This window comes from Campylobacter majalis (genome assembly GCF_905120465.1).
GTDB classification, from domain to species: domain Bacteria; phylum Campylobacterota; class Campylobacteria; order Campylobacterales; family Campylobacteraceae; genus Campylobacter_A; species Campylobacter_A majalis.
On the sequence record NZ_CAJHOF010000011.1, the window covers coordinates 39130 to 60726 of the forward strand.

Genomic DNA, 21597 nt, shown 5'->3' on the forward strand with positions numbered 1-21597 from the left:
AAATTTCACTTTTCTTAATTTTAAGCAAATTAAAATATAATATTGGGCATGAAATACGCCCATTTAAGACAAATTGCAAACTATCTTAACTCATACAAAAAAGTTACAAGCATAAAGCGTGTAGCAGATATGATAATACTTATATATTTTGATAAGCAAGAATACTTTTTTGACTTATCAAAATCAGACTCATCAATATATACAAACGACGATTTTAAGGCAGCAAAAGAGTATAATGCACCATTTGACATTGCAATTAAAAAAAGGCTAAATAATGCCAAAATTTTAAACATAACTTGTCTAGAAAACAATAGAATTTTACTGCTTGAGCTTATTCAATCAGGCTCATACAAAAGCGTAAAATCAAAGCTTTATTTAGAATTTACAGGACGTTTTACAAATGCTGTGCTAACCGATGAAAATGACATTATTGTCGATGCTTTGCGTCATACTCAAAACGATCACAGAAGCATAAAGCCAGGCAAAGAGTTAAAACACCTGCCACCAATACAAATAAAAGAAAAATCAGTTCAGATAATACTGGATTTTAAAGAGTATTTTAAAGATGAATTTCAAAGAATAAATAATAAAAATTTAAATGAGATAAAAAGTATAAAAGTTTCACAAATAAACAAAAAAATAGAGAATTTAAACGCAAATTTAAATAATCTTGAAAATGAAAATGACTTGCTAAAAGAAGCCGAAATTTTACGCTCATCAGCCACACTTTTACTTGCAAATTTAGCAAAATTAAATGATTATGATAGAAATTTTGAACTTCTTGGTTTTGATGGCAAAATAATAAAATACAACCTAATCCAAAGCCCAAAAGAGGCTACTAACGAATACTTTACCAAAGCAAAACGCTTAATACAAAAGGCAAATGGATTAAATTTAGAACGAAACAATTTAGAAGAAAAGCTAAAATTTTATCACAGCATGAAATCATTGCTTCAAGACGCAAAAACAATAAATGAACTACAAATCATCTATCCAAAACGCAAAAACCAAAGCAAAAATCAAAAAAACGAGAGTGAAAACACACAAAGTTTTTATATTGGAGAGTGCAAAATTTCGGTCGGCAAAAACCAAAAAGGAAACGCTGAATTACTTAAAAATGCTAAAAAAGATGACATATGGATGCATGTTAAAGACATCCCATCAGCACACGTTATCATAAAAACAAATAAAGCAAAGCCAAGTGATGAAATTTTAGAATTTGGTGCAAAAATATGCTTAAATATGAGTATTAGCAGTGCTGGCAGATACGAGATAGACTACACAAGACGTCAAAATGTTAAAATTTTAAATGGCTCAAATGTAAATTATATTCATTATTCGACGATTATAGTTTTTAAAGAGTGAGATTAGTCATAAAATAATTTTAAGTTGCGAAAGGAAAAATATGTCAGTAACACCAATTGCAAATATCCACTTCATCAACCAAAATGCCCCAGTTGCCTCAGCAACACAAGCTAATCAACAAGCAAGATTTGATCTAGCAAATGCAATGGCAAACGAACTAGCAAGTGATTTAAATGAAGAAATTACTGAAATTCGTCCGACCGAAGAAACGTATAAAATCGATCCGCAACACCAGCACGAAAAAAACAAAAGCGATCAAGAGCAATCGCTTAATGAAGAAAACCAAAACGAGCAAGAACAAGAACAAATTTCAGAAGATGAAATCACAAGCAAACAAAAGCATATATTGGATATAAAAATCTAAAAGTTAAGCAAAATTTTGCTAAAATGATAAGTTTAAGGAGTGAAAATGAAAGAGCGAGTGACGACTGGGCTCATGTTGCTGGTTGGTATTTTGTTTATTTTTTATATAAATAGTTATGTATTAAATTTCATTATTATAGGCGTGGTTTTATATTTTGCCATGAATGAATCTCTAAAAATTTATAAACTAAATCAACATAAAAATTTAGTTTTAATTTCGTTAGTTTTTTATACGCTTACTTATGTGACAAATCCCGTCTTTATCGCTATATTGGCAATACTTGTTGTAGCGTCAATTCAAGCATATTTAAAGGCTGAAAGTATGCGCCTAGTTTTACCACTGATATATCCGATGATGCCGATATTTTTATTATGGATGTTGTATTCTCAATACTCAATAGAATATCTAGCATGGCTTATTTTAGCCATAGTGGCTAGTGACAGTGGAGCATATTTTGTTGGCAAAAAATATGGCAAAACACCATTTAGCCCAAGCTCTCCAAACAAAACAATACAAGGCGTTTTAGGTGGGCTATTTTTAGGCACAGTTGTTGGTACAATGATAGGAAATTACATCCTAGAAGCACCAATCCATGCCGCTTTTACAAGTTTTTTAATATGTGCATTTGGAGTATTTGGCGATCTTTTTGAAAGCTACTTAAAACGCCGTGCAAATATCAAAGATAGTGGCTCGACATTAGGCTCACATGGTGGAGTACTTGATAGAATTGATGGATATTTATTTGCAGCCCCAGTGTTGTTATGGGCGTTGTCGTGGTAGTACTTGGCTCTACTGGCAGCATCGGCACAAATACGCTAGATATCTGCAAAAAACATGAAATCAACATTGAAGCTCTAAGTTGCAACTCAAAGGTTGAAATTTTAAATAGGCAAATTAAAGAGTTTAATCCAAAATATGTTTGCATAAATGATGAAAAACAAGCCAAAAATGTAAAACATACTAATGTATTTGTCGGTGAAAACGGCATGATGCAGATGCTATCTGTGTGCAAATCAGACACGGTAGTAAATGCATTGGTCGGATTTGCTGGTTTAAAGCCAAGCCTAAAAACACAAGAGCTTGGTAAAAAACTAGCGTTAGCAAACAAAGAAAGCCTAGTTGTGGGTGGGAAATTTATAAAAAAGCAAAACTTAGATGCTATTGATAGCGAACATTTTGGTTTGAAATTTTTACTTCAAAATAAGACAAAAGTAAAAAAACTAATCATCACGGCAAGTGGCGGAGCGTTTTATAAAACACCAATAAAAGCCTTAAAAAACGTGACACCAAACGACGCATTAAAACATCCAAACTGGAATATGGGTGCCAAAATCACAATAGATAGTGCGAGTATGGCAAATAAACTATTTGAGATAATGGAGGCGTATTGGCTTTATGGGATCAGTGATATAGATGCCATTATAGAGCCAACATCTGTTATACACGCTCTAGTTGAGTTTATAGATGGCTCAACCACCGCTCACATCTCACGTCCTGATATGCGTTTAGCCATAGCTCATGCAATACTTAAAAACGTTAATAACAAAATAACGCCACACGAAAATCTTATAGGATTAAAAGCGTTAAAATTTCATACAATAAGTCACAAAAAATATCCAATTTTTACCATAAAAGATATGCTTTTATCAAATCCCGATCTTGGCGTAGTAATAAATGCGGCAAATGAGATTGCTGTATATGCGTTTTTGGAGCAAAAATGCAAGTTTTTGGATATCCAAAAAGCAGTTTTAAAAGCTACAAAGGAGCATAAAAATATCAAAATTTTAACTCAAGATGAACTATTTGTCATAGATAATCAAATCAGAAAAGAAACAAAAAAATTTTTAGGATTAATTTAATGAAACAAACAAAATATCAAGGCTATGATTTTAGATTTAGCCCAAAACAAGCACTAATGGGAGCACAATTTTTATTTGTTGCATTTGGAGCATTGGTTATAGTGCCTATTTTAACTGGATTAAATCCAAGTGTAGCGTTATTTACTGCAGGTGTTGGCACAATCGCTTTTCAAGTCACTACCAGTAAAAATATACCGCCTATTTTTTTAGCAAGCTCATTTGCATTTATCGCTCCACTTCAGTTTTGCATAAACCAGTGGGGAGTATCTGCGGCAATGGGGGCAGTTATGGCTACTGGATTATTTTATGTATTTTTAAGTTTTTTAATCAGAATATATGGCGAAAATTTCTTACACAAAATTTTACCACCCGTTGTTGTTGGTCCAGTTGTAGCAACTATAGGTCTAATCTTAGCACCAGCTGCTGTTAAAATGATAATGAGTGTAAGCGAAAAAAGTATATACACACAATCACAAGCACTACTAGTTGCCTTTGTTACACTATTTTTTACAATCATGGTAATGATGCTTGCTAAAGGACTGTTTAGACTAATACCTATTTTAATCGGCATAGCTGCTGGCTATTTATTGTCATATTTGATTGGTATTATTGACTTTAGCCCTATCGACAAAGCAACATGGCTGAATGTGCCAAATTTCGTAGCACCAAGCTTTGAACTAGCAGCGATTTTGTTTATGTTGCCTATTGCCATAGCACCAGCCATAGAGCATATTGGAGATATGGCGACGATATCAAACGTAGCTAAAGAGGATTTCTTAAAAAATCCTGGGCTTAAAACCACGCTTTTAGGCGATGGCATAGCCACTAGCTTGGCTGGAATGTTTGGTGGTCCGCCAAACACAACCTACTCTGAAGTAACTGGAGCTGTTAGTATTACTAAAGCATACAATCCTGCCATTATGACATGGACAGCAATTGTTGCAATTATTTTGGCGTTTGTTGGCAAGCTTGGAGCAGTTCTTAGCACGATACCTGCACCAGTTATAGGTGGCATAATGTTACTTTTGTTTGGCATAATCGCAAGTGTTGGGATACAAATTTTAATAAAAAATCAAGTCGATTTAGCCGATCCAAGAAACGTTATAATAGTATCATTAATCTTTATCTTTGCAATAGGCGGCATGATTATAGATCTTGAATTTACAAGCTTTTCTGGTGTTGGACTTGGTGCAATTGTGGGAATAATTTTAAATTTATTGTTACCTAAAACAAGGCATATTGAGGGGTATTGATTGAAAATTTTAATAAAATTTTGCATATTTTTTTCTATTTTTATTAATGCAAATACGCTTGAGTATGCTCTCATAAAAAAGGGCATTGAAGATAACAACACACTTCTTTTAATAGGTGGCATTCAAGGCGATGAGCCAGGCGGATTTTTGGCTGCTTCTATTGTGGCTACTGATTACAACATCACAAAAGGTAGTGTTTGGGTCGTGCCAAATTTAAATTTTCCAAGCATAATTGAAAGAAGTCGTGGAACAAAAGGCGATATGAATAGGAAATTTGCACATATTGACAAAAATGATCCAGATTACAAGGCTGTTACAAGCATTAAAAAACTAATCTCCGATCCAAAAGTGGCACTCATTTTAAATTTACACGATGGAAGCGGATTTTATAACGATACATATATAAATAAAGACATAAATCCTCAAAAATGGGGAAGCACGTGCATAATAGATCAAGAAATTTTATCAGGCTCTACATATCCTGATTTGATGTCGATGGCAACCAGGGTAAAAGATCATATTAATAAAAATTTACTAAATCAAAGCCATTTTTATCACGTTAAAAATACCCACACAGCAAAAGGCGACATAGAGATGTTAAAATCTCTTACATACTATGCCGTTACACAAAACAAATCAGCTTTTGCAAACGAGGCAAGTAAAAATTTAAACGCCGAGCAGCGCACCTACTATCACTTGTTGGCAATTGAAGAGTATATGAGAGCAATGGGAATTGAGTTTAATAAGCCATTTGAGCTTAACGTGCAAAATGTGAAAAAAGCTATAGAAAAGGAGATACAACTTAGCCTATTTGATGGCATGTTTAATCTAAATCTTCTTGATACAAGAGCAAACTTAACATACATACCGCTTAAAAAAGGCGAAATTTCATACACTTCATCAAACCCACTCGTAGCCGTCATCAAAGAAAACAATACCTACAAGATTCAATACGGCAACAGATACGTAACTCGCCTAAATCCGCAATATTTTGAATACGGCAAGAAGCTAGATGCCATAAATGTAATAGCGGATGGAGTTAAGATTGTAGCCAAAAGCGGAGATAAAATAAGCGTGAAAAATAGCTTTAATATCGAAAAAATCAATAAAATTAGAGCCAATATCATCGGATACAACTCAAAAAATATAGATGAAAGTGGCGAGAATGTAAGCTTAAAAAATATGATAAATAGATTTTCAATAGACAAAAATGGCAAAAATTTTAGAGTAGAATTTTACGAAATTTCTACCAACAAATACGTTGGTATGATATTGGTGGAGTTTGAATGATACTTGGCATTGAAAGTAGTTGCGATGATAGCTCAGTTGCACTTTTAAGTATTGATGGACTTAAACTAATACATCATAAAAAGATATCGCAAGACGCTGAGCATTCAGCATGGGGAGGCGTTGTACCAGAACTTGCAGCAAGGCTTCATACAAAAGCTTTACCAGCACTTCTTGATGAAATTAGACCATTTTTTACAAAAATCAAAGCCATCGCTGTGACAAATGAGCCGGGTTTAAGTGTGAGCTTAATAGGCGGAGTGAGCATGGCAAAAACACTTAGTATGAGCTTAAAAGTGCCGATAATTGGTGTAAATCATCTAATAGGGCACATTTACTCTCTCTTTTTACAAAGTGAGATCTCTTTGCCGCTTGGTGTGCTTTTGGTTTCTGGCGGACACACGATGATACTAAGCATAGATGAAAGCAAAAATGTCGAAATTTTAGCAAGTACAGGCGATGATAGCTTTGGCGAAAGCTTTGATAAAGTCGCTAAAATGCTAGGGCTTGGATATCCTGGCGGTAGCGTAGTAGCACAGATGGCTTTGGACTGCAAAAGCAAAGATAGGTTTAAATTCCCCGTGCCATTAAAGGGCGATGAAAGGCTTGAGTATAGTTTTTCTGGATTAAAAAATGCGGTTCGGGTTACTATACAGAGACTAAAAGATAGTGGTAAATTAAATCAAAACGATATAAGCGATATATGCTATGGCTTTGAAAATGCGGCATGTGAGCATATCATGGATAAGCTATCACGTGTATTTAAAGAGAGAAATTTTAAAAAATTTGGCGTAGTTGGCGGTGCAAGTGCAAATTTAAACTTAAGAGCTAGACTTGATGAAATTTGCAAAAAATATGAGTGCGAACTACTTTTGGCACCGCTTGAGTTTTGTGCGGATAACGCTGCTATGATTGCACGTGCTGGACGAGAAAGATACATAAACAACGATCTAAGTAATTATAAAGACATAAAAATGTCACCTAGGACAACATCTCTCTTGTTATAAGCGTTTTAAGCTAATAATATAATACTGCATGTGCTTTTAAGCTTTAAAGTTACTGTTGTTTATTATGCATAAAATTTAAACAAAAGTAAATTCTTATATTTTGGACTATTGATTTTAAATTACTTACCCAACACATTAAATTTTATATATTTTTAAATCTTTTGTAAGCCTCTTCTATTATAATTTAAACTTTAAAGGAGACAAAATGAAAAAATTAATCTTAGTGTTGTTAGTGACTCTTAATGTGGTGTTTGCTGATGATATAGCACTATTACAAAGCGAGTGTAGTAATAAAAACGCTTTATCTTGCTATGATCTTGCAGTTAAATATTATGAAAAGCAAGATTATCAAAAAGCTGCAGAATTTTTTAAAAAAGCTTGTGATGATGGGGGAGGTACAAGGTTGTTATAATCTTGGAGTTTTGTATAGTCAAGGTCAAGGTGTGAGACAAGATTTTAAAAAGGCAGCAGAGCTTCATAGTAAAGCTTGTGATGGTGAGTTTGTGCAAGGTTGCCATAATCTTGGGGTTTCGTATGCCCAAGGTCAAGGTGTAAGACAAGATCTAAAAAAAGCAAAAGAGTATTTTGGCAAAGCTTGTGATATGGGGTTGCAGATAGGTTGTGATTATTATAAGATATTAAATAAATAATCTATTTTCTAGTCCACTCTTATGTCTATGAGAGTAATTTGAGGGCTTAATACTTACAAAAGCCCTAAAAATCATATCTAAAAGCTAAGCAGTAGCGATGACATTTAGATAATTTACCAAAATACTGTATAAAAGCAGTGTAAAATTTAAATATTAGACCTTTGTATTACTACATTATAGCTTTATTGTAGTGCGGATTTAATTTGCAGTTATTTTTAGCAAGATAGTTGGACTAATCTTTGTTTTTAAACATATCCGCATATACTCAAACCATCAAATTAAGCTAAATCAAATTTTATTAAATGAAAACTTTAACAAAGTATAAAATTGCGTATTTTAGAAGCTAAATAAAGTATTTAAAACTAAATAAATGCTTAAATGGTGGAGACGAGGGGGATCGAACCCCTGTCCAAAAACAAAACAACCGCAGCCTCTACATGCTTAGCAAAAGTGAAAATTTCATCTAGCAACGCTCACTTTCCAAAACGAAAAGCTAGACTAAGACTAGGCTTCGCCTTAAGGCTCGTCAAACCCCAAAACTACACTATCTAGATAACCTTTGCAACCTCTTAGATAGTATCAAAGGGCAAAGGGCTCAACTGAACTTACGCAGCTTTAGCGTAAGCAGGAGCGAATTTAACGTTGTTTGCGTTTAAATTTAATTTAGACTTTTTACGCTTTGTCCAAAGCGACATGCCACCACGACCACTCTGCTCCTGTCGAAGCCAAGTCGTCCCCATAAATTAAGAAAGCGTATTTTACAGCGTTTTTAAATTTTAGTCAAGTTTTGTTGGGATATTTATGATATGAGGCTCAAGCACACTAAAAAAATCAGCGTCATTTTCTAGGTCATCTTTATACTTATTTAATTGATCACAAACCAAAAGCAACCAGTCAATAAATGCATCATTTGCAGGACCTACAAGATCTCTAGCCTCACTGCAAACCTCTTCAGCAAAAGTCGCAAGTTTAACAATCGGCTCAAGATGCATATAGCTCGCAGCTGATTTGATGTTATGATAAATTCTAAAAAGTTCTCTGATATTTTCACCATATTTATCGGTTCTGCCTAGATTAATAACCAATGGTTCAAGTATATCGCACATTAGTGAATAATGCGACAAAAACTCCTCAACTATATCATATGAATAATCAACTTCTAAACTTTTTAGCATTCCCATAATATATCCTTGCAACGGTTCAAAGGATATTGTAGCAAAAATTTGCTAAAATATCATAAAATTTTTATTAAAAGGTTTTCAAAATGGATAAAAAGCTAACAACTAGCAAGATTATGCAAATGAAAAACAATAAAAAAATTGTTATGATTACGGCCTACGATGCATTATTTGCTAAAATTTTTAATGACATTGTTGATATTTTATTAGTAGGCGATAGTTTAAATATGAGCTTTAATGCTGAGCCAGACACGCTTAGTCTTGACATAAATGCTATGCTTTATCACACAAAAGCCGTCAGTAAAGTTGCAAATAAAGCACTAGTAATAGCCGATATGCCATTTGGCACATGCTACGATGAAAAAAGCACACTTAAAAACGCTATTAAACTAATCAAACAAGGTGGAGCCGATAGTGTAAAGATAGAGGGTGGCTTAAGAGTGGCGCCACTAGTAAAGCGTTTGTGCGACGAGGGAATAAGTGTTTGCGGACACATTGGACTAATGCCACAACAAGTTCGGTTTGAAGGTGGTTACAAAATCAAAGGCAAAAGCATTGATGACGAAAAGCGCTTACTTGACGAAGCACTCGCCTTGCAAGAAGCAGGAGCGTTTGCCGTGGTATTAGAAGGCGTTGTAAGCCAAGTTGCTAAAAAAATCAGCCAAAGCATTAGTATTCCAACAATAGGCATTGGTTCTGGTTGCGATACCGACGGACAGGTGCTTGTATGGTCTGATATGCTTGGATTTTTTGATGAGTTTAAGCCAAAATTTGTAAAACGCTACTTAGATGGTGCTAAAATAGTTAAAGATGCTGTGCAAAAATACACAAACGAGGTGCGTGAAATAAAATTTCCTAGCGAAGAGTTTGAATATAGGGCATAATAATGGATAGAATAGTCGAGATAGAAAAGGTAAGCTTTGAGAGCGATTATGAAACATCGTTGCGTCCAGTAAATTTTGACGATTACATCGGTCAAGAAAAGATAAAGCAAAACTTAAATGTATTTATAAAAGCTGCCAAAAAGCGTGGCGAGTGCTTAGATCATGTGCTATTTTACGGGCCTCCAGGGCTTGGCAAAACGACACTTGCTCACATCATCTCAAACGAAATGGGCGTGGCTATAAAGATGACAGCCGCTCCGATGATCGAAAAAAGTGGCGATTTAGCAGCGATACTTACAAATTTACAAGAGGGCGATGTGCTTTTTATCGACGAAATTCACAGGCTTAGCCCAGCCATCGAAGAGGTGCTGTATCCTGCAATGGAGGACTTTCGCCTTGATATTATCATAGGCTCAGGACCTGCTGCACAAACTATCAAAATCGACCTGCCAAAATTTACTCTCATCGGTGCAACAACTCGTGCTGGCATGATCTCAGCACCGCTTCGTGATCGCTTTGGCATGGACTTTAGGCTTCAGTTTTATACGCCATCAGAGCTTTCAAAGATAGTCACCATCGCTTCGGCAAAACTTGGCAAAGAGTGCGATAAAAACGCCGCTCTTGAAGTGGCTAAACGCTCTCGTGGCACACCGCGTATTGCTTTGAGACTACTTAAGCGAATTCGAGATTTTGCCGAGATAAATGATGAAAATTTCATCTCGCATGAGCGTAGCAAAGAAGCCCTTGACGCACTTGGTGTAAATTCGCTAGGTTTTGACGAGATGGATATAAAATACCTTGAAATTTTACTCGAAGCCAAACGCCGCCCACTAGGGCTTGGCACGATAGCAGCGGCGATGAGCGAGGATGAAGGCACGATTGAGGATGTGCTTGAGCCGTATTTACTGGCAAATGGCTATATCGAGCGAACGGCTCGTGGCAGGATCGCTTCAGCAAAGGCGTATGAGGTGTTTAAAATTTCGCCACCACAAGATTTAAAAACAAACCAAAAAAGTCTATTTGATGAGTAGTGCATTATTAATTTATGCACTACTCGTTTTGCTGATTGGTTTTAGCTATCCAATCTGCATCAAAAGGCAACAATAGTGAGTCTATGTCAAACTCGCCATAGTTTGTATAAATTTTGATTTTTTCGCACCTTTTTTCATCCCAATTAATTGTATAATCTTTTGATAAATTAATACTCGAATTTAAATCATATGTTTTTAAAAATTCGTCTTCAGTATATTGTTTAATATGCTTTCTGCCTTTATCTTTATGATGCATAACTTTTATATTTTTTGCTCCTTAATAAGTCCAAAACACAAACCAATCTTCTCCTTGGAATTTAATCCACTGCACTTCACACCCTGCATTTTCCTTACCATAAGGCATGAGAATTTATCTATTCTTAAATCATTGACATCAGGCATTATTCTAAGAGAAAAAGTTTTATCAAATTTTGACCATCAAGTTGTAATATTAGTTTTGCACTAAAAGGCATCTGTGCATTTAAAAATGTCATATACGATAAAATCATATACTTTTAAATCATCCACTCTTGAAGTTAATGTAAATGAATATTCATCTGTGCCGTATCTTAAACTATAAGAAACATCTGCAAAAACATTTACGCAAAGAGATAAAAATATAAAAAAGAGACTACAAGCTTCATTTTTATCCCTTTAGCTAATTATCGTTTTTATAGCATTTTTGATATTTTCATCATTCTTGCCACCTAATAAACTAACAATAAAACTCAAATCAAGCTCTTCGCTTAGCAAAAAATAGGCTATATCGCCACTTCTTGCTGTAGGATAGTTACTCTTACTCCATCTCATGCCTACACGAGATTTGCCACCTAGCATTTCTCCAAAAACTACCACAAACCCATCTTCTCCTTCAAATAAAACCTTTGGCTCACAAACAAAAGGTGTAAAACTACTCATACCATATCCTTTAAATGAAATGTTAATGCTATTCTATCTCCCCCCATAAAAATTTTCTTAAAAGCATAAAATATGTGCAAAATTTAACAAAGTCAAGATGAAAATTGCTAAATAAAACGCAATTTTACAAACTAATCTGTATTTATGTGCTATTGTTAAATTATGCGTATTTTGTAATTTACGACAACGTCCTTTGCGATTTTATTGCCACGTTATAGTTTGACAAAAACAACAAAATTGTTTAATGCTATTACAAGCTAGTTATCACGAGAAATTTCTAATTAAATTTTTGCAAATCAAGCATCAAGATTGCTATGCTTTATTTGATTATTAAATTTGGTTTAAAATTTTAAATCTTTTATGGTGGCTTATGAAAATTTTATTTTAAAGGTTGGCTTTATTAATATCAAAATCTCTTTCACAAAAAACTCACAAATGTGACATTAAGTATCTAAGATAAATGCCGCGTTTTGTTTTAAATTTTACAAGACAAACTTAAAAGATAAATTTAAAATCCATGTTTAAAAACGAATTATTCGCTTAGCCAATAGTAAAAGTAAAGGTTTGTTATTGTGCTAAAGTGTTGCAAAGATAAGATGCTTAAATTTAATAGCATAAAGCATAAATCTAGACATAAAAATGCATATCGTCTAAATTGCAATAAAAACAAGTAAATAAATGAGATTTTTGAAAAATCGTAAAAGTATAAAGGAACTTAAAGCCGCAAATAAACAGAGTTAAAATTTACAAACAACAATACTAAATCATAGTCAAAATATGATTTAGTTTAGAGATAAAATTCACATTGTAACAAAGCACATTTTGCCAAATTTATAAAATTTACACAACAAAAACCAAAAGCAAAGTCCAACAAAAGCACAATCTATAGTTTTAAAGCAAATATCTAACCTCTTTGTTTTTTATTTGAACATCCCTTTTTGCCACACCCACAACCGGAGCTTTTAAACTCTCTAACATATATGTAATACCCAGCACCAAGCGCAAGTGCCACTAATACAACAGCTTCTATACCACTCATTTTTCATCCTTAAAAAGGCGAGAAATCCTCGCCCATGTTTTATTTCATATCTTTTGCTTGAACCCAAATAACCGCGTCTTGGCTTAGTTCTTTGCCTTTATACTCTTTATCAGGTCCTACGCCAAGTGCCGCAAAGCCCCACCAACCAGCTTTAGGTATGCCAAATGTAAATTCTCCAGCCGCATTTGCTTTGATTGTTAAAGTTACAAAGCTGTCTTGTGGAGCCTCAACTTTAGCTTTTTTGCCAGTCGCATTTGCTTTGATATCTACATCGTAGTTTAGATACTCTACTTCTATTTCGGCAAATGGAACAGGCTTACCATCAGCCTTAACAATGCCTGTAAATGTGCTACCAGTCCATATTGAATATGGCTTAGTTAGTGGCACGATCTCAGCTTTTAAGCCAAGCTCAGCATCCCAATCAGTAGGCAAACCAGCGACATTCACAACTGCTTTTGTGATTTGCTGAATATATGCTTCTTCGTTTGCTTCATAATACGGTGCAGGAGTAAGAACAAAAACGTGATCACCCATACCTCTAGCTTGATATGATGTCTCATATCCTATGCCAGTATTATGGTTGCCTTTAAATTTTATCTCTTTTAGCTTGTCTTTTAGATCAGTTTTTTGCTCTTTATGAACTACATAAAAATCCAATACGCCAAGTCTGCTTTTATCTTCTTGCAAACCCATATCCATAGTATGCTCATCAGCAAATGGGTGAGTAAAAACAGCTTTTAAAGGTATGGTAGTGCCTTTTTCTAGTGCTGATTCTGGAGTATAAAGCATCTGAAAATGCCCAAACGCCGATGTAGCAAACGCAGCTGCCACAACTGATGTGATTAAAGCTTTTTTAATCATGAAAATCCTTTCAGTAAAATTTGATTTATTCTTGAATATCTTTTGACTTAATTATAACCTCGTGTCCCTCGCCAGCATACATTCTTACTTGATATTCACCATCTGGCTTTTTAAATGTATAGTTGCTGTCTTTATCAAATTTGCCTTGTTCTACAACCTTGCCATCTTTAATAACGCTAAATTCAACACCACTCGCACTTGAACCGTCGCTAAAACCAGCCTCGCAAGTTACACTTCCATCACCATTATCAAAACAACTCATTAAAGCCGTGTGTGCCAAAGCTGATTGGCTCATAAGAGCAACTAAAAATGATGAAAACAAAAACTTTTTCATACAATCTCCTTTAAAAATTTAATTTAATAATCTGCTTAATCACAAAAATTAAAGTTAAATAGTTTCTTGAATTTATCATATTTTTTGAACTCCTCCGCTCCAGTTTATCTGTTTTTCAGGCATCATCCAAAGCACTATCACAATAAATACAAGCAAGAAATAATAAATACTCATAGCCATTAATCCGCTTAATCCAAAAATCGATGAGATAGTAAAAAACAGCGATGAAACAAGTAGTGCCAAGCCAAATGGGAAAAATATCCCAAATGCCATCCATTTGTAGCTATTTGTTTGCATTTTTACAACTATCATTGTGGCAATACAAGGTGGAGTAAGTAACATAAAAATAATAATAGACGCTGCATGAAGTGGTGTATAACCGCTGTTTTTAGCCATTTGCTCTTCTGGTCTTAGTGTTTGCTCCACAAATTCACCAGCTTCAGCAACACTAGCATTAGCATCTACTTGCCTGATGCTTGAATCATCTTTGTTACTTTCATAGATATTTCCAAGCGTTGCCACAGCAGATTCACGTGCGGCAAATGAGCTTAAAAATGCGACATTTATCTTCCAATCAAATCCAGCAAACCTAGAAATCGGCTCTAAAGCACGACCTGCCATTCCAAGCACAGAATGCTCGATCTTAGCCTCTTTTTGCTCTCTTAAAATCTTGTTTCTAGCGGTTGAAAGTTTGCGAAGGGCTGTATTGATAGTCCTTGCATCTTTATCATCTTTATCAACTTTGATAAATTTATAAAATTCTGGATTTTTCTTAGCATACTCATCATCCACGCTCTTGCTTCCACCCATTTTTTTGGCTCTGTATCCATCGTAGAAATTTAAAACATCAGCCACGGATTCACGAGTGTCAAGCAAATCTTTATAGCCTGTTTTTTCAGCAGATTTGATAAAATTTTCAATCGCTTTTTCTTCATCGGCGTTTAATCTATCATTTATATCATTAGGTACACCTGGAAACTGAAGCAGAGCAAACAACACGATAGCAACAGCAATGACGATAGTGCAAACCTTCTTAATATACACCCAAACTCTCTCAAACGAACGCAAAATAACGCCTTTGAAAGTTGGCAAATGATAAGGCGGAAGCTCCATAACAAAAGGTGCGGTATGACGTGTTTTAAGTATAGTGGAAGTAAGAAACTTAGCAATAATTAACGCCGCCAAAACTGTCACAGTTGATATATAAAACATCATAATGCTCATATTTTGTGGGAAAAATGCACCCAAAAGCAAAGTATAAAATGGCACTTTTGCCAAGCAATTCATAAGCGGAACGGTTAAAATAGTAGCCATTCTAGCCCTATCATCAGATATGCCCTTTGTTGTCATTACACCAGGCACCGCACACCCTCCAACAAATGCACCGCCAAGCACTAGTGGTAAAGTGCTTTGTCCATGAAGTCCAAATTTTCTAAATAGTTTATCTAGTATAAATGCCATTCTAGGCATATATCCAACATCTTCTAAAATCGCAATCAAGGCAAAAAGTATAAAAAATATCGGCAAATAATTAAGCAAAGCAATGGCTGAATTAACAAGCCATATGCCAAGATCGGTTATCATAGGTATTTTTGCTACATCGGCGGCTGGCAACAAATCTGAAACAAAATTCTTAATCCATGCAAAAATAGGCCATGTATATTCTGTTAGCTTATATCCAAATACAATACTGCTTTCATACGTTATAAATATGATAAGCAGTAAAAATGGAAAGCTAAGCCACCGATTTAACACATACCTATCCACTATATCAGTGATGGTTTCTTTGCCTTTTTTTGTCTCAGTAACACATTTGTGAAATATAATATCCGCACTCTCATATCTAAACGATGCCAAAAAACTCTCAACATCTTTGTCATAATGATCATGAAATTCTTGTCTTTGTTTTTCTATGACATCATTTATGTTTGAATTATTTTTTGTTAAAATTTCAATTATACTAGTATCTTTTTCAAGTGTTTTTATGCATAGCCAACGCCTACTGATGCCACTATCTTCAAAATTTAAACTCGTTTGAAGTGACACAATGTGTTTTTCAAGCTCGTCATAGTTGATTTTAAATTCGCTATAGTTTTTCTTAATCTCATCAACATTTTTTAAAATTTCATATATCTCATCTTTGCCCTCGCCTTTTCTTGCGCTAGCTTTTACAACAGGACATTTTAAAATTTCAGACATTTTTTTATCGTCTATCTTTATGCCACGAGCTTGAGCAACATCGCACATATTTAGCACAATAGCAACAGGCACACCAATCTCTAAAAGCTGGAATGTCAAATATAAATTTCGCTTTAAATTTGATGCATCAACGATATTTAAAATCAAGTCTGGCTTTTCGTTTATAATAAATTCTTTTGCAACTTTTTCTTCAAGCGAATATGAACTAAACGAGTAAGTCCCCGGCAAATCCACCATCTCTACTTCTATATCGCCTAGATCAAAATAGCCAGATTTTTTATCTACCGTTACACCAGGATAGTTTGCAATATGCTGGTGAATGCCACTAAGCATATTAAATATAGTTGATTTACCGCAATTTGGTTGTCCAGCTAGTGCGACTTTTAACTCTTGCATGGCTCAACCTTAACTAAAACTGCTTCACTTTTTCTTAAAGTTATTAAATAATTATGTATTTTTAGCTCCATTGGATCATAAAGTGGTGCTTCTCTTACTACTTCTAGCTCGGCACCAATGACAAATCCCATATCTAAAAGCTTTTGCAAAAGCTTATCTTTTGCCAAGATGGCTGTGATTTTACAGCGTTGTTTTTCTCCAATTTCACTCAGTTTCATACACACCCTTTTTACTCTAATAAGCATCAAAGTGTAATTTTAATACTTTTAACCTTTGCATAATATAAATTCAATAATTCTTATCAAAAAATATTTAAAATGTAGCATTTTAACACAGTTGTTAAAGTAAAATTTCATATTTTTTAGATAAAATCAGCGGAAATTTTATCTAAGGTTAATCATGGAAGAAAAAAGCAAAAAAAAAGACAAAGACACGCTAGAGCAACCAAAAACAGAAGCCGATAAAAAAAAGGCTCTTGAAGCTGCTTTAAAAAGCATAGATAAAGCATTTGGCAAAGGCACAATGGTGCGTCTTGGTGATAAACAAGTAGAGCCTATAGAATTTATACCGACAGGCTCAATTGGACTAGATTTAGCACTTGGAATAGGCGGAGTTCCAAAAGGCAGGATTATTGAAATTTACGGCCCTGAAAGCTCTGGTAAAACAACTCTAACACTTCACATCATCGCAGAGTCTCAAAAAGCAGGTGGTATATGTGCTTTTGTTGATGCAGAACATGCATTAGACGTGGTTTATGCCAAAAATTTAGGCGTAGATACAGATAACTTATATGTATCTCAGCCAGATTACGGCGAACAAGCACTAGATATCGTTGAGTCGTTAGCTAGAAGCGGAGCTGTTGATTTAATCGTAGTTGATAGCGTTGCCGCACTAACTCCTAAGACCGAGATAGATGGCGACATGGGCGATCAGCACGTGGGATTACAAGCAAGACTTATGAGCCAAGCTCTAAGAAAACTAACAGGTATTGTTCATAAAATGGGAACTACTGTAATTTTCATAAACCAAATAAGAATGAAAATAGGCATGACTGGATATGGCACACCTGAGACAACAACAGGCGGCAATGCACTTAAATTTTACTCATCAGTTCGCCTTGATGTAAGGCGCGTAGCAACGCTAAAACAAAACGAACAGCCTATCGGAAACCGCACAAAAGTTAAAGTTGTAAAAAACAAAGTTGCACCTCCATTTAAAACAGCTGAGTTTGACATAATGTACGGCGAGGGCGTAAGTAAAGAGGGCGAGATTATTGACTACGGTGTAAAACTTGACGTAATTGATAAATCTGGTGCTTGGTTTAGTTACAAAGCATCAAAACTTGGACAAGGCAGAGAGAACTCAAAAGCATATCTAAAAGAAAATCCAAATATCGCAAACGAAATAATAGAAACGATTAAAAACTCAATGGGAGTTGCTGGATTGTTAAATGACAATGGCGACGAGGACACAAAAGGAGACGAAGAATGACATATATAGAAGATGTAAGTGCAATAGAAGTCCTAGACAGCAGGGGAAATCCAACAATAAAAGCATTTGTTACTCTAAGCGATGGCACAACTGCTCACGCAATAGTTCCAAGTGGTGCAAGCACTGGCAAAAAAGAAGCACTAGAGCTTCGCGATAAAGATGAGAGATATTGTGGCAAAGGCGTTTTAAAGGCTGTATCTAATGTAAATGAAAAAATAGCTGAAGCCATTATAGGACTAGATGCTTATAATCAAAAAGCAGTAGATGATGAAATGAGAGAACTTGATGGGACACAAAACTACTCAAATTTAGGTGCAAACGCTGTGCTTGGCGTATCTATGGCGGTAGCTAGAGCAGCAGCAAAAAGCCTAAATATGCCACTATATAGATATTTGGGTGGGGCTAATGCTAGTATTTTACCAGTGCCGATGTTTAATATCATAAACGGCGGTGCTCACGCAAACAATAGCGTGGATTTTCAAGAATTTATGATAATGCCGTTTGGTTTTGAAAAATTTAGCGACGCTCTTCGTGCAGCAACTGAGATATATCACACACTAAAATCCATTCTAAACGAGCAAGGACATAGCACAGCAGTAGGCGATGAAGGCGGCTTTGCACCTAATCTAGCTGATAACGAAGAACCAATAAAGCTAATCATGCAAGCAATAGCCAAAGCTGGATACAAGGCTGGAGAACAGATCAAACTGGCACTAGATGTCGCAGCATCTGAGCTATATAAGGACGGCAAATATATAGTGCAGGGCAAGGTACTAAGTAGCGATGAACTAATAAAGTATTATCAAATGCTATGTGAAAAATATCCGATTTTTTCTATAGAAGACGGATTAGACGAAGATGATTGGAGTGGCTGGGAGAGCTTAACTAAAACACTTGGTGATAAAATTCAATTAGTCGGCGATGATTTATTTGTAACAAATGAGAAAATTTTAAGACAAGGCATAGAAAAGGGCGTAGCAAATGCTGTGCTAATCAAACCAAATCAAATAGGCTCAGTAACGCAAACTATGCAAACTGTTCGTCTAGCACAACGCAATGGTTATCGTTGCGTGATGAGTCATAGAAGCGGCGAGAGCGAAGATAGCTTTATAGCTGATTTTGCCGTGGCACTAAATACTGGCGAGATAAAAACTGGAGCAACATCAAGAAGTGAGCGAAATGCAAAATACAATCGCTTACTCGAGATAGAAAACGAAACAGATGAATTTCTAGGAAACGGAATTTGAGTGAAATTTTAAAAGAGTATGACGATAGCCAAAAAAAATCTAAAAAAGCATACTCTTTTTTGGTATTTTTAAAATACCTAGGTGTTAGTTTTTGTGTTGTAATGCTTGGCATGTATGTTGGAAACATAATGTTTGGCAAACGTTCTCTTGATGTTATGCTAGGGCTTCAACACCAAAAAGAACGCCTTAAAAACGATGTTGAATATCTGAAAAAACAAAATGCAAGGCTTTTAAAGGAGTATTTTGAACTAAAAGAACTAGAGCCTGAGTCTACCAAAAAGTGAGAATATGAGAAAATTTTACCTGCTTTCATGTATATTTTTATCAATTGTGGCTAGAGAAAATCCATTCATTGCCACAGGGGACTTAAATACTAGCGTAAAAACAACAAATATAAAAGAAGAGTATGAAAATTTTGAACGACAAAATGTTAAATTTCCAAGCGATACTAGTTTGTTACTAAACATAAAAGTCCAATATAGGGCAACTGATGGCTCAATGAAAGAAAAAACGATTGATATAAATAAGACAATAAATCCACGTAACGAGTATGCATTAATTAAACTAAACGATCCAAAACCACAAGTTACACCAAAACTAGACGTATCAGTAACAATGCCTGAAAATAGCGTCATAAAAGAGGTTATTGTCGATACAAATACAACAAATGCTAAAATAATGCCATCGTCCGCTCCGGTAATAGGCGTAGTAAAAGAAGAAATTGGCGAGAAGATACCAGACAAAAAGCAAGTTATAACTGACGCAAATACATCAAACAACATAGAGATTAATATTCCTATAAAAAGTGTAAAATTTAAAGATTTTATTAGGTTTGATGTGGGTGATGAAAAAACACTTAGAATTTTAACTAGCGACAAGCTTGTAAAGCACTTTATATACGAAAAAAAACAGATAGTTATCGACTTAAAAGAACAAAAAAGCTTTAAAACAGACACACTAAGTATCGATACGAAATTTTTTAAAAATATTCGTCTTGGTTGGCACAAAGGCAGATACAGAGCCGTCATCACACTAGACAAAGCTCACAAATATGAACTAGTAAAACTAAGCGATAATCAAGGATATGAAATAAAACTAAATAATTAAAATTTTATTTAAATTTACAAGCTAGAATTTAGTATTTTAATTTCAAAAATAAGGGAAATAAATGAAAGATTATTTAGGGATAATAAACTTTCGTCACGCTTGTAAAATTTTTGACGAAAATAAAAAAGTAAGTCGCGAAGATATCGATTATATACTAGAGGCTGGACGTGTTAGCCCTAGCTCAACAGGACTTGAGCAGTGGGATTTTGTTGTCATAACAAATCAAGAGCTCAAGCAAAAAATCCGTGAAGTAAGCTGGAATCAAGTGCAAATGACATCTTGTTCGCACTTAATAGTGGTGTTAGCTAAAATTAGCGATTTAAAAAGTGATAGCCAATATGTTGCTAATATGATAAAACGTCGTCCAGATAAGACGCCACAAGAGCTTCAAAACAGAATTAATTTCTACAAAAATTTCATAACTGAGAATTTTAAAGATGATGACGAGCTTTTATATACTTGGGCACACGCCCAGTGTATGTTTGCAGCAACCAACATAATGAATGCTGCTGCCTTTAAAGGCATAGACACATGTGCAATAGAGGGCATGGATAGACACGCTGTTGGTAAAATTTTAAACATAGACACCAAAAAGCACAGAGTCGCTATAATGATACCAGTTGGCTACAGACTAAACGAGCAACCGCCAAAATATCGTCGTAAAACCGATGATGTAATAACATGGATTGAGTAAATGGGAAGTGGAAATTTCCCATCCCTAAAACTCTGCAAAATCCAAAAATAACACCATATGGGTATTAGTTTTATCTTTTTTAACTTATCAATTTTATAGCCTTATTGATTGTTTGCAATAGCCATATGGTTTTGTAAAATTTATGCTTTACCGTGGTTGTAAGCGAACAATAAAATTTACTTTTTACTATGTTTTGATTTGATTATTTAAAGCTACTTTACAATAAAGCATAAATTTCAAGACAAATCAATTATTTATAATTTTGCAAACTATCTTACAAATAAAACTATTTAAATTATCATCTTATAAAAGCTTGGCTCAATTAACTTAACCCTATTTTCTCTTATCAATTTTAATAAAATTTAATAGAGATTGTCATGGTTATTAAATCTAAATTCACACTCTTTTAAGTGTAACAAAAAGTTATCTCTTT

The 21597-nt window shown here is 34.7% G+C and carries 24 protein-coding genes and 1 other RNA gene; 16 read left to right on the forward strand and 9 right to left on the reverse strand.

Annotated features, from left to right (window positions below):
• Window positions 1-48 precede the first annotated feature (48 nt).
• From LQU93_RS06485 to LQU93_RS06525, 9 genes are all read left to right on the forward strand, one after another.
• Window positions 49-1365, forward strand: a complete 1317-nt coding sequence (locus LQU93_RS06485) for an NFACT family protein (RefSeq protein ID WP_229933073.1) — start codon at window positions 49-51, stop codon at window positions 1363-1365.
• A 40-nt stretch (window positions 1366-1405) separates the two neighbouring features.
• Window positions 1406-1729, forward strand: coding sequence for a hypothetical protein (locus LQU93_RS06490; protein WP_229933074.1), 324 nt, complete (start codon window positions 1406-1408; stop codon window positions 1727-1729).
• 45 nt (window positions 1730-1774) lie between these two features.
• Entirely contained in the window at window positions 1775-2509 is a 735-nt protein-coding gene (locus LQU93_RS06495) for a phosphatidate cytidylyltransferase (RefSeq protein WP_229933075.1), read from the forward strand.
• Complete coding sequence (dxr, locus tag LQU93_RS06500) at window positions 2491-3588, forward strand: 1-deoxy-D-xylulose-5-phosphate reductoisomerase (protein WP_229933076.1); 1098 nt, start codon at window positions 2491-2493, stop codon at window positions 3586-3588. Before LQU93_RS06495 ends, dxr begins: the two co-directional genes overlap by 19 nt.
• On the forward strand, window positions 3588-4841 hold the full coding sequence (locus LQU93_RS06505) for a uracil-xanthine permease family protein (protein ID WP_229933077.1): 1254 nt from the start codon (window positions 3588-3590) through the stop codon (window positions 4839-4841). Before dxr ends, LQU93_RS06505 begins: the two co-directional genes overlap by 1 nt.
• A gap of 12 nt (window positions 4842-4853) precedes the next feature.
• Window positions 4854-6131 carry a M99 family carboxypeptidase catalytic domain-containing protein gene (locus tag LQU93_RS06510; protein ID WP_418884070.1) on the forward strand — a complete coding sequence of 426 codons (1278 nt, stop codon included), beginning with the start codon at window positions 4854-4856 and terminating at the stop codon, window positions 6129-6131.
• Window positions 6128-7135 (forward strand): tRNA (adenosine(37)-N6)-threonylcarbamoyltransferase complex transferase subunit TsaD, encoded by a 1008-nt coding sequence (tsaD, locus tag LQU93_RS06515; RefSeq protein WP_229933078.1) that lies wholly within the window; start codon window positions 6128-6130, stop codon window positions 7133-7135. The genes LQU93_RS06510 and tsaD overlap by 4 nt, the downstream gene beginning before the upstream one ends.
• Window positions 7136-7340: 205 nt before the next feature.
• Window positions 7341-7547: an SEL1-like repeat protein gene (locus LQU93_RS06520; RefSeq protein WP_229933079.1), complete on the forward strand. Its 207-nt coding sequence runs from the start codon at window positions 7341-7343 to the stop codon at window positions 7545-7547.
• Window positions 7519-7785, forward strand: coding sequence for a tetratricopeptide repeat protein (locus LQU93_RS06525; protein WP_229933080.1), 267 nt, complete (start codon window positions 7519-7521; stop codon window positions 7783-7785). The genes LQU93_RS06520 and LQU93_RS06525 overlap by 29 nt, the downstream gene beginning before the upstream one ends.
• A gap of 379 nt (window positions 7786-8164) precedes the next feature.
• Here LQU93_RS06525 and ssrA read toward each other — a convergent pair.
• Together ssrA and LQU93_RS06535 are read right to left on the reverse strand one after the other, a co-directional pair.
• Window positions 8165-8523: a transfer-messenger RNA gene (gene ssrA / locus LQU93_RS06530) on the reverse strand.
• A 38-nt stretch (window positions 8524-8561) separates the two neighbouring features.
• A complete protein-coding gene (locus LQU93_RS06535) occupies window positions 8562-8966 on the reverse strand; it encodes an Hpt domain-containing protein (protein ID WP_229933081.1) in 405 nt (134 codons plus the stop codon).
• Between the two features lie 83 nt (window positions 8967-9049).
• Between LQU93_RS06535 and panB the strand changes: the two genes are divergently transcribed.
• Window positions 9050-9847, forward strand: a complete 798-nt coding sequence (panB, locus tag LQU93_RS06540) for a 3-methyl-2-oxobutanoate hydroxymethyltransferase (protein ID WP_229933082.1) — start codon at window positions 9050-9052, stop codon at window positions 9845-9847.
• Window positions 9848-9849: 2 nt separating this feature from the next.
• Window positions 9850-10878: a Holliday junction branch migration DNA helicase RuvB gene (ruvB, locus tag LQU93_RS06545; RefSeq protein ID WP_229933083.1), complete on the forward strand. Its 1029-nt coding sequence runs from the start codon at window positions 9850-9852 to the stop codon at window positions 10876-10878.
• A 19-nt stretch (window positions 10879-10897) separates the two neighbouring features.
• Here ruvB and LQU93_RS06550 read toward each other — a convergent pair whose 3' ends face one another.
• The 7 genes from LQU93_RS06550 to LQU93_RS06580 form a co-directional block, all read right to left on the reverse strand.
• Entirely contained in the window at window positions 10898-11134 is a 237-nt protein-coding gene (locus tag LQU93_RS06550; RefSeq protein WP_229933084.1) for a hypothetical protein, read from the reverse strand.
• A gap of 398 nt (window positions 11135-11532) precedes the next feature.
• Complete coding sequence (locus tag LQU93_RS06555) at window positions 11533-11796, reverse strand: hypothetical protein (RefSeq protein ID WP_229933085.1); 264 nt, start codon at window positions 11794-11796, stop codon at window positions 11533-11535.
• Window positions 11797-12700: 904 nt separating this feature from the next.
• Window positions 12701-12835, reverse strand: coding sequence for a FeoB-associated Cys-rich membrane protein (locus LQU93_RS06560; RefSeq protein ID WP_229933086.1), 135 nt, complete (start codon window positions 12833-12835; stop codon window positions 12701-12703).
• Between the two features lie 39 nt (window positions 12836-12874).
• Window positions 12875-13696, reverse strand: coding sequence for a DUF4198 domain-containing protein (locus tag LQU93_RS06565; RefSeq protein ID WP_229933087.1), 822 nt, complete (start codon window positions 13694-13696; stop codon window positions 12875-12877).
• A gap of 25 nt (window positions 13697-13721) precedes the next feature.
• Window positions 13722-14030, reverse strand: coding sequence for a hypothetical protein (locus LQU93_RS06570; protein WP_229933088.1), 309 nt, complete (start codon window positions 14028-14030; stop codon window positions 13722-13724).
• A gap of 75 nt (window positions 14031-14105) precedes the next feature.
• The gene (feoB, locus tag LQU93_RS06575; RefSeq protein WP_229933089.1) at window positions 14106-16625 is read right to left on the reverse strand and encodes a ferrous iron transport protein B; all 2520 of its coding nucleotides are present in this window, start codon (window positions 16623-16625) and stop codon (window positions 14106-14108) included.
• The gene (locus LQU93_RS06580; RefSeq protein WP_229933090.1) at window positions 16613-16843 is read right to left on the reverse strand and encodes a FeoA family protein; all 231 of its coding nucleotides are present in this window, start codon (window positions 16841-16843) and stop codon (window positions 16613-16615) included. Before LQU93_RS06580 ends, feoB begins: the two co-directional genes overlap by 13 nt.
• A 181-nt stretch (window positions 16844-17024) precedes the next feature.
• Here LQU93_RS06580 and recA point away from each other — a divergent pair, with 181 nt between their 5' ends.
• From recA to LQU93_RS06605, 5 genes are all read left to right on the forward strand, one after another.
• Window positions 17025-18116, forward strand: coding sequence for a recombinase RecA (gene recA / locus LQU93_RS06585; protein WP_229933091.1), 1092 nt, complete (start codon window positions 17025-17027; stop codon window positions 18114-18116).
• Window positions 18113-19363, forward strand: coding sequence for a phosphopyruvate hydratase (gene eno / locus LQU93_RS06590; RefSeq protein WP_229933092.1), 1251 nt, complete (start codon window positions 18113-18115; stop codon window positions 19361-19363). Before recA ends, eno begins: the two co-directional genes overlap by 4 nt.
• Entirely contained in the window at window positions 19360-19647 is a 288-nt protein-coding gene (locus LQU93_RS06595; RefSeq protein WP_229933093.1) for a septum formation initiator, read from the forward strand. Before eno ends, LQU93_RS06595 begins: the two co-directional genes overlap by 4 nt.
• Window positions 19648-19651: 4 nt before the next feature.
• Window positions 19652-20470: an AMIN domain-containing protein gene (locus tag LQU93_RS06600; protein ID WP_229933094.1), complete on the forward strand. Its 819-nt coding sequence runs from the start codon at window positions 19652-19654 to the stop codon at window positions 20468-20470.
• 61 nt (window positions 20471-20531) lie between these two features.
• The gene (locus LQU93_RS06605) at window positions 20532-21164 is read left to right on the forward strand and encodes an NAD(P)H-dependent oxidoreductase (RefSeq protein ID WP_229933095.1); all 633 of its coding nucleotides are present in this window, start codon (window positions 20532-20534) and stop codon (window positions 21162-21164) included.
• The last annotated feature ends 433 nt before the right edge of the window (window positions 21165-21597 follow it).